The organism is Vibrio salinus (assembly GCF_021272385.1).
GTDB lineage: Bacteria > Pseudomonadota > Gammaproteobacteria > Enterobacterales > Vibrionaceae > Vibrio > Vibrio salinus.
This window is the reverse complement of sequence record NZ_JAJSDZ010000009.1, coordinates 885,818-901,554: the sequence shown is the minus strand read 5'-3', so window position 1 is coordinate 901,554 and position 15,737 is coordinate 885,818. Positions and strand designations below refer to the sequence as shown.

10 protein-coding genes and 1 pseudogene are annotated in these 15,737 nt (G+C 37.5%); 2 read left to right on the top strand and 9 right to left on the bottom strand.

What is annotated here, in order from left to right:
• Window positions 1-81: 81 nt before the first annotated feature.
• From LRQ06_RS12400 to LRQ06_RS12375, 6 genes are all read right to left on the bottom strand, one after another.
• Window positions 82-798, bottom strand: a complete 717-nt coding sequence (locus LRQ06_RS12400) for a Cthe_2314 family HEPN domain-containing protein (protein WP_232766781.1) — start codon at window positions 796-798, stop codon at window positions 82-84.
• 441 nt (window positions 799-1,239) lie between these two features.
• Window positions 1,240-2,715: a dGTPase gene (gene dgt / locus LRQ06_RS12395; RefSeq protein ID WP_232766779.1), complete on the bottom strand. Its 1,476-nt coding sequence runs from the start codon at window positions 2,713-2,715 to the stop codon at window positions 1,240-1,242.
• A gap of 84 nt (window positions 2,716-2,799) precedes the next feature.
• Entirely contained in the window at window positions 2,800-3,318 is a 519-nt protein-coding gene (locus tag LRQ06_RS12390; RefSeq protein WP_232766778.1) for a hypothetical protein, read from the bottom strand.
• Entirely contained in the window at window positions 3,318-6,020 is a 2,703-nt protein-coding gene (locus tag LRQ06_RS12385) for a hypothetical protein (protein WP_232766775.1), read from the bottom strand. The genes LRQ06_RS12390 and LRQ06_RS12385 overlap by 1 nt, the downstream gene beginning before the upstream one ends.
• Window positions 6,020-8,323, bottom strand: a complete 2,304-nt coding sequence (locus tag LRQ06_RS12380; RefSeq protein ID WP_232766773.1) for a hypothetical protein — start codon at window positions 8,321-8,323, stop codon at window positions 6,020-6,022. Before LRQ06_RS12380 ends, LRQ06_RS12385 begins: the two co-directional genes overlap by 1 nt.
• Entirely contained in the window at window positions 8,320-9,564 is a 1,245-nt protein-coding gene (locus LRQ06_RS12375; protein WP_232766771.1) for a site-specific integrase, read from the bottom strand. The genes LRQ06_RS12380 and LRQ06_RS12375 overlap by 4 nt, the downstream gene beginning before the upstream one ends.
• 92 nt (window positions 9,565-9,656) lie before the next feature.
• Here LRQ06_RS12375 and LRQ06_RS12370 point away from each other — a divergent pair.
• A pseudogene (locus tag LRQ06_RS12370) lies at window positions 9,657-10,652 on the top strand (anti-phage deoxyguanosine triphosphatase); the annotation flags it as partial.
• 5 nt (window positions 10,653-10,657) lie between these two features.
• On the opposite strand, the gene LRQ06_RS12365 reads toward LRQ06_RS12370, so the two are convergent.
• Window positions 10,658-11,275 carry a tRNA-uridine aminocarboxypropyltransferase gene (locus tag LRQ06_RS12365; RefSeq protein WP_232766770.1) on the bottom strand — a complete coding sequence of 206 codons (618 nt, stop codon included), beginning with the start codon at window positions 11,273-11,275 and terminating at the stop codon, window positions 10,658-10,660.
• Between LRQ06_RS12365 and rrtA the strand changes: the two genes are divergently transcribed.
• Window positions 11,276-11,830, top strand: a complete 555-nt coding sequence (rrtA, locus tag LRQ06_RS12360; RefSeq protein WP_232766768.1) for a rhombosortase — start codon at window positions 11,276-11,278, stop codon at window positions 11,828-11,830.
• Between the two features lie 36 nt (window positions 11,831-11,866).
• Here rrtA and LRQ06_RS12355 read toward each other — a convergent pair whose 3' ends face one another.
• Window positions 11,867-13,468: a sensor domain-containing diguanylate cyclase gene (locus LRQ06_RS12355; RefSeq protein WP_232766767.1), complete on the bottom strand. Its 1,602-nt coding sequence runs from the start codon at window positions 13,466-13,468 to the stop codon at window positions 11,867-11,869.
• A 266-nt stretch (window positions 13,469-13,734) separates the two neighbouring features.
• Window positions 13,735-15,651, bottom strand: a complete 1,917-nt coding sequence (locus LRQ06_RS12350) for a methyl-accepting chemotaxis protein (RefSeq protein ID WP_232766765.1) — start codon at window positions 15,649-15,651, stop codon at window positions 13,735-13,737.
• Between the last annotated feature and the right edge of the window lie 86 nt (window positions 15,652-15,737).

Genomic DNA, 15,737 nt, shown 5'->3' with positions numbered 1-15,737 from the left:
AAAGAACAGTTGCAAAATACTTGGCACTATATTTTGCGAAGCAAAATTCGTGACATGTATTTTGTCAATTGCTTCGTCTTGTTATGTTACTTTTAGTTGACGCTTCTTACCTTCATATACTTCAAACGACTGTTCCAATAAGATCACTAATTGTTCTAATATACTATCTAAGTTAGAAGACAACTCTTGTAGCTTTTCTTTAAGATAGTCTTCTGTCACAAAATCTAGAACTTCTTTATTAATCATTTCTTTTTGATTATTTCTTTCCAACAGTTCATTAGTTTTATGGTATAAGCTGATTTCCTCGAACTCTTCATCATTATATTTATCATGATGAATAATCATATTTCTAATATTATGGTATTTTTTAAATCTTTTTTTCAGACTCTTCATGCTTTCATTGATTTTATATTTCTTCACATTTTCATTACTAACTAATAGTTCATGCCCAATATGGGAATTATCTATACCAAGCTGCAATAGCTTATTAATAAATATTAGAGTTCTATCGTAAATAGAATGAGTGCGAATAATATAATTCTCTATATGGAATTCTATGTAATCTGCTAGATTATATTCATCGTTATTGATTAAACGTATGTATTCATAGTTTATTAAACTTAAGCACTGCTTTGATTTATCTACCGCATGATCTATAGCAGCCACTGCCTTTCCACATTCTATAATATAATTATCCACATTACTTTCGGGAATATAAGTAAATCTCCCATCTATAAACTTAGCTCGTTTCAGGGGACTATCTTCGTCTAAAAGATACTTCCCTATAATTTCTAACATAATATCCTCGCCATTTTTTTGAGTAACATAACAGTCTTTTTTCAACGGACAATGCCCACACTTGGCAGAGATAAAATATGGACATGATGGCAGTAACTGACTGATTAATTAACTAAAATTTAAGATAATGAATACAAAGGTGGAACATGTCGTCCTAATAAGATTCATCATGACACTTGAAGGAAAATAGTCAACCAAATTCATAACATACGTGTACTGAAGAAGGCGAAATCCCACGAATTTGGGCATGATCGAAAAACAAAATGGGGCAGAACCGATTTAGGGCAACCTGTCAGATCTAGCCACATCGAGGTAACGAAAATGACAGATTGCATTAAGACTAATTCATATTAATTGATCTATATTTCCTTTAAATTCCATAATCACAGATTGCATAGCTTTAGTCCTCCTAACTATAAAATTCACATCCATCGCATGTAACTAACCAATAGCGGACAAGCTTCGATATTCCTCTAAAGCAAACCGATCTGTCATTCCACTAACATAATCAATTAACAAGCGTGCTCGAAAGTAAAGTTCAAGTGCTTGCTCATGTTCACTAATATTCTCTTTATCAAACAAATATTTTGTGCTGTCAATATACATACGTTTTTGTTTATTAGATAAACCATGGTACAAACGAGTCTCGACTTGGTAAGATTTCAGAACATCATTTGTAGAAAGCACTTTAAACTCATCAAAGCCTAACTCTAAAAGTGGAGTATATATATTTAGCAAACCTGAGATTATAGCGTGCCCCTTCAACTCAAGGCGCTCTACCTCTTTTGCTGAAAATACATACTTTTTAGCTACTGTTTTGAGAGTTTCCGTGGCCAGATTATATTCATCATTTCCATCAAGGAGAGATTCGTCTAAAGAACCATCAAAAACCGCCTGATGATTATCCAAATACCTATCAGAAGCATAGTTCGCTAGATCATTAATCAACTTGGTTCGTAAAGTTAATATGTACGCATGGCTCTTGTTGTGAGTTTCAGAACCACACCTGACATATGCATCTTGGGCTATTCGTGGCAAATATCCTTTATCAACGATATCCTGACTGACGCCCAATTCACTACCAAATGACTGCCAAGTGTTACAAATGGCTTCGTGCAACTGCTCTACGTTTAGAATTTTCTTATCTATTGCATCATCAAGGTCTGCGATGCAATAAGAAATATCATCAGCAGCTTCCATTATATATGCCAAGGGAAAACGACAGCCGAGGTCAATTTGCAAACTATTACATAGTTTCGATACATAGTCCTTTTCAGAAAAATAATATCCTGGCTTTTTCTTTCGGTAAAAAAAGTCGTCATTTTCACCCGGCTTTGATTCATGAGCAGACCTGGTATATTTGATAAGACAGGCTACCTGGGAGAACGTTAAGTTTAGTTCCTGAATACTGTGTAACAAACGAATAGCTTGAGCATTCCCTTCGAATATCATTAAATCCTTAAATATTTCACTATCTGTGATACTTTTCCCAAACTTATCTACAAATATCTTTTTTAGCTTTTTCTTAGACCAATGATTTATAGCTTCTTCACCAAAATGACCGAAAGGAGGATTACCAATATCGTGTAACAAGCAAGCTATCTCTACAGCACTAATAAAGCCGTCTTCTTTGCCATCTAATCCTAGTGTCTTAAGTTCCCCTCTTTGCTTAATCTTTTTCAGTATTAGTTTTGAAATAAATCTTCCAACTTGTTGAACTTCGAGTGAATGAGTAAGTCTACTTCTAACCGCTGAATTGGACTCAAGTGGGAATACTTGTGTTTTTTGTTGAAGTCGCCTTACTGCTGCGGAATTTATCGCTCGTCCTCTATCGGACTCCATTTCATCATCAAATGTTTCCTTTGGTGCTGTTGAAGGCCTAAACCGATCTCGCTTTAATTTTACGTTGTAATCCATACCTATTCGTACCTCAAATTTTTCGTGAGATTATTAGCTACTCGTCCATTTTCAATAAGTAAAAATCTTCGCGGACTAATTTAGTCAATAAAGCCCCAATTTCCTTTTTATATCCAAAGGTATTCCATCTAATAATTGTTGAAAAAGGTATTCACAATTAGCTTTTTGAAGATTATCGAGTCTACTATTTAAATCTATCGTACTTTCCTTAAGCTCAGACTTAGTTCGATGTTGTAATCCTTTTTTCTTTTTGCTCAATTGCTTATCTACTTCTAACTTAAGGTATTGAACAACTTCATCATAATATTTAGCTAAGCCTAAAGAAAATGTATTGCTATTGAATAAAGGCTGTGGCTTAACCTCTAGTCGGTTAGCTACTTCCGACTTTGTGATGCACCATAATGATTTTTTTGAAAAATGAGTTTTTTTTGTATGTCCTTTGATGTACCTGAGTTTTATATTCTTCAGCTCATTTATAGCCTCGTAAGCTTTTTTAGCCGTAGGATGAAAACTAACCCATTCAGGCTGCTTAGATTCCGATTTCAAGACTTTTTCTACAGGGTTATCTTCACCTAGAAACTGTTTATAGTAATTTTCTGACATTAATCCCCCCTAATGGAGCGGTTGGCAATTTCTATTGATTCTTGAAGGTGATTAATAAATGGCTTAAACCTCATTTCAACATTACTTCCTGCCTCAAGCTCTAAAACTCGCTTCAATGCCGTTTTAACTGTTTCTAAATGATATTTCTTAAAATGAGCGGGTAAATCAGGATTTCTGCATGCTTCAACATCTGGTTTCACATAAATCACAATTCCCTCAAAATTTCCTTCTTCGATATCCGCATTTATGCAACCTAAACAAAGTGAGGGGGACGCGTTATATCGTTGTAATATACCATCGACAGAACATTTAGCAGAGGTAGATGTTCCCTTTCTAGGTAGACATGTAGACCACGGTTTAGGACTAATATCAATAATTCTGCTTTCAGCAATATCATTTGATAAACTCTCATACTCACTCTGAGTAAGTACTTTAGTAATCTTAGCAGCCTTGTTAATGAATCTATCGAACCCTCCTGAATAAACACGTTTTTCATCTTTCAGACTTTTAATACGGTGTCTGACAACAGAGTTAATAGTTGTACGTTTAGCTATATCCATTATCGATTTTGCTTCTTTATTTCTCAGATAGGCCATAAAAAAACGCTCATCGATATGTTTAAAGTTTGCGCGAATAAACTTCCCTACGTCACCTTTATATCGACGCAATACTGATTCAGCCCAAATATGTCTTAATGCATGAGGGCTTACGGAATATGTATCAGCTAAAAGTTCGTTCTTAATACTCGCGACGACATCCATTGTTAACTTAATAGAATTGAGTGCAGTTAATGTATCCTGAGATAAATTTCTTTCTAATAACATTCTATCTGCTTCATCTAGGGTGTTATTAATAAAGCGATTGAGAGTTTCTTCAAACCGCACAGTACTTTTATTAATCGAATAAGAACGTACAGACAACTCTTGCAATGTAACATCATTTCTAAGCTTGTCTCTTAATGAAATTAGGTCTTTCACAAGTCCATTTTCCAAGTTGTACTTTTTCTTAAGCTCAAGATACTGTTTTTTTCCTACCCCTGATTTAAACTCGACCGAGCCATCAATACATTGAAGATTATCTAAATCATTAAATAATTGATATTTAAATGGAAAATAAAACCAGAGTCTTGTTACTGCATCGTAAATAATTTGACCAATATCGGTAGATTCTTTCCTAGGTTTAGATGACATTGCAAAAAAGTTACTTTCATTTTTCGTCAGTGCATCTAACTGCCTAACTAAAACACTAGCCGAAAGAGTAATCTCTCTTCTTAGCAACGTATCACCATTTGTCTTTGGTGATATCCACTTCAAGTAGAAGCGAAAAGGGGTATACACCGCATCTTTAATATCTTTGTTCACTTCAGATTTTAACGCTGCAACTGTAAACCCATACTCCCCCCGTCTCCAGCCAGTCAACGCAACAAAAAATGTGATACCCGCCGACTCCACATCTAATAAAAATTTTTCTACAGTTAAGCGATTTGTTAGATTAAACTTAGTTGCATAGCGAATAAGTAAAGCAACTGACTCTGATTCATCAATCTTCATTTGTAAAAGTAAATTATCACACACCGAATCAAAGTCAGCTAAAGTAAAGTTTACAATTTCATCAGTCGATTCATTTTTCAAAGTAGCAAGATACTCAGCTAAAATGAACTCTCGCTTTTTTAATTTAGGCTCGTAAAACTTCGAATATAGCATTGCTCGTACAAACTCATATGTATCGAAACGATTTGGATCAAGCCCTAATTCTGAAGTTATCTGCTCTATTGTAGATAAATTAAAAGCAGTTCTTTCATAAACAATATTGTTGTAGTGGCCCCTAAACTGCTTTACCAATTTACTAGTTAATAATGTTGTTGTAGAAAAATCTAAACAGTCATTCCACTTATTAGAATTTCCACTTTCACTGACATTTAATCCAACATCCACTAAAGCATTTGATAATGCAGTAGAAAATGCAACATGTGCTTCAAAGAAACTTGCGCAATAATCAATGTAATAACGACCAACATCAAGTGTAAGAAAATCAAATGACCCTCCCTCTTTATAGTCAGCTAAGGTCATATCTATTTGTGCTAAACATGCTTCATTAAGCGCGGTATTAATTTCTAAGCTAGTGAGGTTTCCAACAAGTTCTTCTATACCGTATGATCTCAAAATCCTTGCAGACTCCACCAAATTGACAAATTTAAGTCTTGATGCATAAGCGGGTGCAGAGAGCCTTCGAATAAAGCCACCATTTTCAAAATCATGAGTCAAAAGCAGGCTAAAGAAATCTTCTAAATTTGACTCATTCAGGTCCGTAGATAGCCGCTCAGTTAAAAACGCAAATTGCATTTTCAAAATATCCAGTACCCACTTACTACGATAACTTAACGATTTATCAGAAATAATTTTCAATAAAAACCACTTAGAAAAACCTAACGCATTCACGACAACGGATTCATTATTATTGAGTTGAATGGAAAAATAATCTTTGAATTTCAAAGCGTCTCGTTTAAAGTCAGAAAAGTTAAGAGTAACGTTGAGATTAGAAGACTTATTATCTTCCATTTTTGAAAATGGAATTGTCCATTCATCTTTTTCAACTTTGGCTTTAGAAGTTGGATCAATCTTTCTGAGCATATCATTACATTCACGTAAAAATGCTCTCTTACTTTTGTCACTTGCATCTGAGTGAAATTCTGAATATAACATTAGTAACCTCCTGTATATGCGGTAAATAGCGGAGGCAAATGCTCTTTCGTCTTAGCATAAAGTATCTGTCCTTCAGTAACTGTCTCACGGAAAAATAATCGGTTAGAGAAAACAGTCTCGATCCACTCGGCGGTAGGAAGAGCATTAAAAAAAAGGAACTCAGGAGAACGTTCCAAGAGTCGAGTATGACACCGTTCAAGCTCAGAAACGTAATGTAATAGTTTTAAAACTGTCTCAGGAGTATTTGTTAAATAGATTGTATCGGGTAAATCACCATCCACAAAATCACGGTCATATAGAAAACCCAGCTCATCGACTTTACCCTCATTTGTATTAGCTACAACTTTGAGTCGGGATAATGTACTCTCAGCTCTAGTAGTAACAAGCAATAAGACTGAATTAATATCTTGATTATACATTTCAATATCAGAACGGCTGGGTCTTAGTACATTTAATTCGAGATCGTTCATTACTAAGCGAGTCGCTCGGCAACAGTTGTTTTCCCATGTATGATTTTGTTCATTTAAATAATTCGCCCGCTCCGTTTCATTAGTATGGGAAAGATAGTTTGTTATTTTAGTCGGATAAAAAGAATCACTTTCGGAGTGAACTCTGGTGTTTTTAATAGCTTCGGAACTAAAAATTCGTGTAACGCATGGCGTCTCACAATTTAAAGCCCAGTCTTCTCCAGTTCTCTCATATATATCTTTTCTAATACCAATTTTACAAATGAAGAGGGTACACTCAATAAAAACCGGGGAACATTTAGCATCATTTAGTCTGTAATCAATGATGTTTCTTATTGAAGACCGAGCTAGATAACTATAGAAAACAGAAATTGATGAAGTTGGCCCAAGCTTGGCTTGAAGCGCGTTGTTGGTATCATCTACCAGTTTTGTTTCAACAGTAAAATTACCGGTTTTATCCTTTAAGTAACAAAGGATAGCTTTGCCAAGGTTTGACGAAGCACGTACAGTCTCGATCTCATGAACAGCTCTTGCTCGAGATTTAAAGTAATCCGACTCTATCGAGATAACTTCACCATTCTGTCTCCTTGAAAGTCTAAAATCACTTGATTTAATACGAGGAATATCGGAATGGGGAACTGTTTGATATGCCATAAGCAACGAGAATAGATAATTTTCCCCAAAGCTGATAGGAACTTTTTCATCATCTGAATTAATAAATTCTAATAACTTGAGTACAAAATCAGGTGTGAACAATAACGAATTATCTGTAGCCTGCTTAAAAATGGTAACTACTTTTTTAGTAATCTTTGTAGTTTGTTGCGGGATTAAACCATTTTCCCAAAAAGACTCTTTTGCAAAATTTATAGCAACTTCAGTACACTGTGAATAGATTAGAGATTCAACCGCTATATCTATACTTTCAGTACGTTCAACATTATGCAAAACCGACCACAGCTTAAAGAAAAAATCTCTTTTGAAATTAAGAGTCTCAACTTTATGTGCGGCACAATCCTTCTTAAACTGTTTGTTATCCTTACCTTGATCATAATCGCTAGCTTTAGGAACCGGGGTTAAAGAAGGAAAATCATCTACTGTTATATTTGCAGATTTAAACACTTCGATTAAAGCGTGTTTAGAAGTATTAATTTGCGTCAATGCTGTGCTAATGGTCACCAGAAATGAAGACATCAATAATTTTGGTGATTTAACTCTTTCATAAAGTTCTATACCGACACCTACGTCATCTCGAATTAACCAAGAATGGAAACCAAAATAGTCCGTAAGTGTAGTTTGAACTCTTTCATCACTCGCTGCTGGTTTGGTTTTGCTAAGTAAATCTAAGTATCTATAGTCACTCGGGTTCAAATAATCGCTTCCGAATGGAGTATAGTTAAGAGCATCGTTTAGAAGTCTAATCAAATCTTTAAGTCCGGTACTTTGCGTTTTTATTCCATCATTTTTGACTCTAAATGCTTCAAACTTTTTGAATATATTTACCCTATCAAATATTTCAAAATCAGTCTTATTAAGAAAATCTATAAATTTAGGAACAATGTTTGACAATGTCTGTCGTGCAGATAGAGTTCCTTTATCCAAAACAAATGTAATGTAGTTAGACGTATATAATGCGGAGAATATAAGACGCTCTTCATGAGTAGCATTTTCTTTTAATTCAATGATTCGTTCCATGGAGCCTTTGTAGCTAGGAACAACAAATTTAAGTACATTTAACGGCTCAAAAGTAAGATTTGTTACCTTTTGATTTAATTTGAATTCTGAAAGCATTAAATCTTGCTGTTTAATTAAATTATCATCCAGAACTTTATCATTCATAAGCAATACTCAATATTTTCTTGTCTCATCTTCTCTTTTACCGACCTAATATATGTTCTTGTCGTCCGAGGTGCATATTTCCCATCAGTTTCATGGCCAAGTAATTCGGCGACAACTAAATATGGTTTGTCCATTGCCGTTACATTTTCAATTTTCAAACCATTCTCCTCCGCTATTTCATAAAATGTATCCGTGCCAAACGAATGCCTAAGAATGTGATATGTGTGTCCTTGTTGTAGTACGTCCATGCTATTATGAAGTAACCCTTGATTTTGCTTTTGTATCACTCGTTCTCTAACTAACGCGAAATCTCTAGTAGCTTGATAGCCTGCAATTGGACGAACTATGCCATTTGATGAAGCTGTTACAAATAAGCTATTATGACAACAATCTGGCCGTTCTGATTCAAAATATAGCTTGAATCGCTGCAATACATCTCTTGGAATATAAATCCATCGCGATTTTCCTCCTTGGCCATTTTTTCGTGATTTGGAATATTTTCCTTGCAACCAATATTCAAATTCTTGTTTGTCGTTAAAAGACTTATCATCTAGCAGTTTGAAAAGAGATTTCATACCACGGTATACAGTAGTTCCCAGTTTGAAATCTTCTAGCAAAAAACCCGTATTTTCCTCAGTTCTTACGCCGCACTCAGCTCCAGCTCTCAACAAGCATTCTTCTCTCAATGTATGTGCATTAGCAAATAATTCAGCTCGTAATCTCGTAGATAGATATTTAACAACATTACGTTTTCGAGCATTATCTCTTGCAATCCCTCTATTAGCACCTTTCATTTCTATGTTTTTAAAGCTTGTAAACCCGTGATAAGTAAGGTAGTTGTAATAACATCTGAGAGCGCTGACGGATTTTTCAACCATTTTTTCACTTTTACTTTTATCAAATATTAGAATGTCATTTACATAATAATTTAGAATTTCCTCTGGCAAATTGTGATGTTTATCAAGAGAGATATGATTTTTGTTTTCACTGAATTCATTTAACCATAATAGAAACTTTCTCAATTCATAAGAACATTCAATAATCGTCTTATTGCTGACTCTTACAGTTTTCAACTCTACAGTTTTAACACGACGCTGATCTAGGGAGGTAGACCAAGTTGCTTCATAGACATTCTTATTTCTATTGAGCGAGTACAAAAATAGGTCTGGCATGATTAGAGGAATTCCCCTGTCATCACAGAACAACATAGTTTTAAATTTCTCACTTTGAAAATGAATCATACTCACTCTTCTCACTAATAACTTTTTTAAGTGTAGTAACTATTTACAATATTACATACATTTTTTGATATTTAAGTGGGTGTTCTTTTACATACGGGCATGGTGGCGAAATCGCACTGAACTACGTAATGAGAGAAAATGGCGGTTTTGAAGGCAATGCCCAGACTTTCCGTATCGTAACCTGCCTTGAACCATACACTGAACATCATGGGATGAATTTAGCCCGGAGGACATTGCTCGGTTTAATGAAGTATCCGGCATTACTCAGTCAGGTTCAGGCGAGAAAACATCCTGATGCCGTCCGCCACCAGAGACAACTAAAAGCCGATGACTGGACACCTGCAAAAGGTATTTTTGACTGTGACCACACAGTTTTTGACTGGGTTCTTGACCCACTGTCCAGTCAGGACAAAGCAGAACTCTCGGTTCACCGAACCGTGGTTTCATCGCCATACGAACATGCCAGAACAAAGTTTAAATCTCTGGATGCTTCTATCATGGAGCTGGCCGATGACATTGCTTATGGCGTTCATGATCTGGAGGATGCCATTGTTCTGGGGATTATAGACCGGGACCGATGGATGTTATCAGCCTATCCGGCATTACGGGACTGCAATGATGAATGGCTGAATGACAACCTACCACTGATTACGGATCATCTATTTTCCGGCAAGCACTTTCTGCGCAAAGATGCGATTGGCAGTCTGGTCAATGCTTTACTTACCAGTGTGGAAATCCATCCGGTCAGTGGCCACTTCACATTCCCTCTGCTTGCTTATAATGCGTATCTCACTCCATCCATGTCTCAGATTCTTAGTGTTCTGAAATCTTTTGTCAGTCAGTATGTAATACATATTCCTAAAGTTCAGCGTTTTGAATATAAGGGACAGCAAATTATTATGGACTTATTCGAGGCGTTAACCACTGCACCCGAACGATTACTCCCTGAATCCACACAGGATAAATGGCGTGATGCAGAAAAACAGGCAAGTCAGGGAATGCGTATAATCTGTGATTATATTGCAGCGATGACCGATGCTTACGCCCAACGCCTGCATCAGGAATTATTTTCATCCCGCAATGACTGATAAAATTAGTCTTTAAGATAATTGCGCTCATAAACCCCGGAAGGCATCTGACTAATCTGAAAATCAATCATTTGATCGAATGTTCTGAGTAATGATGTGAAATCTTTATCTGGCTGTAACAGGGTTAAGATATGAAACCCGGCTTCCACTGTCGACAGGCTGTTTGATCCGGGCGCTTTTCGGATTCGGTAGTTCCCCTTAAGATCCACTGGCAATTTTAAAGATGGCAACGCTTTCAAATTTGCGGAGAGTTGCCACATCTTAAACGCTTTTTTCCAAGTTCCATCAAGGAGAATGATCCGTATTTTTTTCTTATTCTCTCCCAGTATGATTTTATGAGCGTCCACTTCCCGGGCATTTTCATTAGGATAAAGAATATAGTGCCGGTAGTTTGTATCTTCCAACAACTGATTCAACTCGTTATTATCTGAAAAATTTTCACCGACGATGTGATAATGATGGTTAAGAGATAAGCTCAGAATTCTGGCTGTTCCCATCGGACGGTGCGCTTCTGTAGGATGTTGTAGTATGATCAGTTCCACCTCTGATTTCAGCGGCATAATATACTGACAAATACAGGCTTTTAGCGCTTTACCACACTGAGAACAATAACGAGAAGACATGTGAACCTTTATTCCATTTTAACCCTGTTAAGCATACCAAGCGTGATTGCACTTTTCGAACCGGCAACATCGTTTTTTGTCTGGGATAAAACATCCATCTCAACAGGCCAGTGGTGGCGCATCCTAACAGGAAACTTTGCTCATACCAACCCTGAACATTGCATTATGAATTTGGCCGCATTATGGTTGATTGCCCTAATATTCCGGCCATCGGCCTGCCATTATTTTGCCATTACAATACTAATTAGTCTGGGCGTGGGCTTCGGATTGATGTTCACATCTCTACAGCAATACGTCGGCCTTTCCGGTACATTACATGGCGTATTTATGTATCTTGCCTTACAAGAGTATTTACATGGCCACCGCCATAGCTGGATACTGGTTGCAGGTGTAACAGCCAAAGTCATCTGGGAACAACTTATGGGTCCGGCGACGTATACCCAGGAGTTAATCCAGGCTCCAGTCGCTATTCAGGCTCACTTAACGGGATTAATCTGGGGCACAATATTATCTCTCAGCTACCACACGTATAACCGATTCAGGAAAAAAAAGTAGCCGTAAGATCATAACAACGCTTAGCCCCCTGACAAATTATCCGGCTTGATAAAAACGATTTCGTCCGGATTGTTTTGCCTTATACATTGCCTTATCTGCGGCATTCATCAGGATATCCGCATCCCGGCCATTTTCAGGGTAAAGACTGATTCCGATGCTGGCCCCTATAAACTGATCGATCACGCCTCTGTCTGATTTGATCAGTACCGGTGCATTAACAACCGAGATTAATTTCTTCGCAATAATGTCGAGATCATCCACATCACCGATATCCGGGATTAAAACAACAAATTCATCACCACCAACCCGTGCGAGAGTATCAGACTTACGTAACACTCTCTGCATTCTCAATGCGGTTTGCTGCAGAACAATGTCTCCGGCTTCATGACCATATGTATCATTAACCGGTTTAAAGTTATCCAGATCAATAAAAAACAAAGCAAATGGAAACTTCTGCCTTTCTGCCTGAGCAAGTGTTTGTTCCAGCCGGTCATACAAAAGTTTACGGTTAGGCAAATGTGTCAGGTCATCGTGGGTAGCTTGCTGTTCCAGCTCTTTTTCCGCTTCAATTCGTTGACAATTGGCCTGGGCGGTTTTCCATGAATAGAAACCAAGAATCACCAGCATAAAAGCTCCACTAACAAGATACAATACCCAGCCCCGGGACTTCAGCTTAACCGGAGTAACATAAGAAATCAGTACCCAGAAAAAATCATGAGTGGCATGCTGTACTGCCCCTGTCTTGCGAGTCTCAGACATTCCCGTATGATAATGTACGCCATCAGATAACGGATATATAATGGAATAAGTAAACAATCCATCATTATCAATAAATTGCCCTTGTTTCTTACTCAGTATTTTCCTCCAGGCAACCGGAAACTCTGCTTTGAAATTTACATCCTCTTTTCCCGGGAACATAAAGCCCCACTCGTCATCCGGGCTAAAGCCTCTTAAATAATAACTGTTCCGGTTAAGTAACAGAGTAATACCAATTTTATTTTCACCCAGTCCGTTAAGTAATTCAAGAATATCAGAACCGGTATAATTGATAATAACAATACCGATTTTTACACCAGATGAATTAAAAACCGGCATAGCAAAGCGTAGTACAGATTTAACCGGTAACTCAATCCGGCCATTTTCAATATTTAAATCAAAAGGGGAGATAAACATTTCTCCCTGATTCAGCTGAATCGTATTCTTAAAATAATACCGCTCCGATTTATTTTGTAACTGACTTTCAGGAGTAACATAAACCTGGCCGGCATTTCTGTTCACCCTGACTTTCTCCCTACCGTCAGCAGCAATAAAACGAATCTGATCGTATTCTTCTTTTTCTTTAATCAGCACCAGAAATTCATACTCAACAGGTAAAATATCCAGCTTGTCTCCCCGGTGGTATTGCTTAAGAAAGTAGTTGTTAGACAATACCCTCAAGTCCGTCGTGACATGCTCAACTTCATGCAGGATAATTTTCTCCTGTTGCTGAATAATTTGAAATTCTTCACTCTTAAGCAGATCTGAACGGGATTTGTCATCGATATAATAAACGACCGAAATCATAACCATGATGACAATAGCCAGGGGAATGTAAGACTTACCAAAAAGCCTAGTGACCTTATTACATCCAAGCTGCATACCACATCGTCCTTATTCATCACCGGTAGTACTGACAAAGCAAGTCAAGCAGTCTGAAATCTTTGTCATTAAGAGAATTGTCTGAAATGTTATTCTTTTAATATTAGAGAGTTAAACAAAGTATGCAAACTATTGATATTCACCATATGCTATAAAATGTAATTCTGTGATAAAAAGCAATGTCTTGTATAAAGAAATAAACCCTGCCAGTTAGGCAGGGTTTATTATTCATATTATTTCATATTTGCAGGGTACATTCTTCTGAATCATAATTTAAAGCGCTTCACGATTGAAATTAACTGCTGGTTCACTTTAGTAATATCATTCATTCCGGTCAGAGCTTTCTCTCCATTTTCAGCCAGATTGTTCACAATATCATTGAGGGAGCTCATATTCGTTCTGACATTATGAGTCACACTACTTTGTTCTTCTGCTGCAGCTGCAACCTGGCTACTCACATCGTTAATTTCAGTGATCGATTGAGTAATACCTTCCAGACTGCTGAATACATTTTCGGATTCCGTCGCAGTTTCCTGACTTCTCTGCTTCGTATGTTCCATCGCCCCGACAATATCCTTACTGCCTTTTAATAACCGGGATAATGCTTCTTCAATCTGCTCGGTACTCGACATGGTTCTGGTTGCAAGATTTCGGACTTCATCGGCCACGACCGCGAATCCACGTCCCTGCTCTCCGGCCCGAGCCGCTTCGATCGCCGCATTCAATGCCAAAAGGTTCGTCTGCCCGGCTATATCACCAATCACCGTTAGAATGGAATCAATGTTCTCGGTTTCCTTACTCATGTTCTGCACATACTTAGCAGACATTTCCACGCCATCAATCAAAGCGGATATATTTTCCTGCGAGCTTGTCATAATATCGCGGGATTCATTACTCTTAGTGTTTGTTTGTTGAGCCAAGTCGGAAGCATGAGCAATATCGGTGGCCATCGCTTCTGCCGTGGCGTTCATTTCTTCAATCGCTGTCACCACCTGCTCGGTTTCAACCACATGGTGGTTCAGGATAGCCGAGTTATTCTCAGAAAGCTGTTTCATTTGGCTGATATTGTCATCCAGAGTGAGCGATGACTGATGAATCTCCTGCATCATTTTCTGAAGATTGCCAATGAACTGATTGACATTATGCGCAATCTGCCCCAAATCATCATCCGATGTTACATCCAACCGCTGCGTCAAATCCCCTTCTCCATTCGATAGACTGGCTATCATCGCCTTCAGAGACAATATCGGCCGATAAAGAAACTGAATAACAAAAAACGCCACAATCAGACTGACGAAAATCGCAACAACAGCGGTAATAACCGAAGTATTTCGGGCCGAAATTAAGGACTGAAATACTTCGGATTTATTAACAACTAACACAAAATACCAGTTTTTATCGGCCACCTTGATCTTATGAGAGAACAAGACTTTATCCTGCCCATCAGTATACTCAATCATCGCTTTCTCATGATTGATAACCGAATTAGCCATCCCTTTAAACCAGTCTAATTCGTTCCCTTTCGCTCCCGACTTCACTTTTTCTTCGGAAGACGATGCCAACACTGTACTATCCTGATTCAGAATTAACACTAAAGCCCCTTTTGCTTTTGCGGCATCAATCACCAGTTTATTTAGAAAACCTAACCGCATATCTGCGCCAATCATGCCTTCTTTTATCTTCTGGACCATGCTTATCCAATAGATACTGGGATCGGCTTCATCGGGATAAGGTTCAGTAAGTGACGGTTCAACGGCTTTTCGGCCATCCTGGTAATAACTCATTTTCCGGATATCGTCTTCGAATTTATGATCAGGCCAGCTTGAGCTGGTAAGGTTCCAATATGCGTTTCCGGTAGATTCGAAACCAATAAAAGAACTGCCCGTATTCATGGTACTGGCGAAGATTTTTGCCAGGCCGATGTAATCTTTTGCGCCCTTTCCCGGAAGATCCTTATCCTGATAAATCTTGCCAAGCTCCCTCAAACCATCCACTTTTTCATTAATAAACTGTTCGACAATTTTTACCTGATCGGCAACAAATTCATCGCTGGAATCAATGATCAGCTCCGATAAATTTTCTTCCTGTTTTATATAAGAAATATAACTGGAAATCGCCACCGATATTCCAACCAGTGACAAAACAGACAGTAGTAGTATCTGTTTCAAACCTAATTTTTTCATACACTCCCCGGTACACTCATCCATGAACTGAATTTTTTTTCTTACAGTTAATGTCGACACTTATCTGCTAAAGTTTAGAAAATACA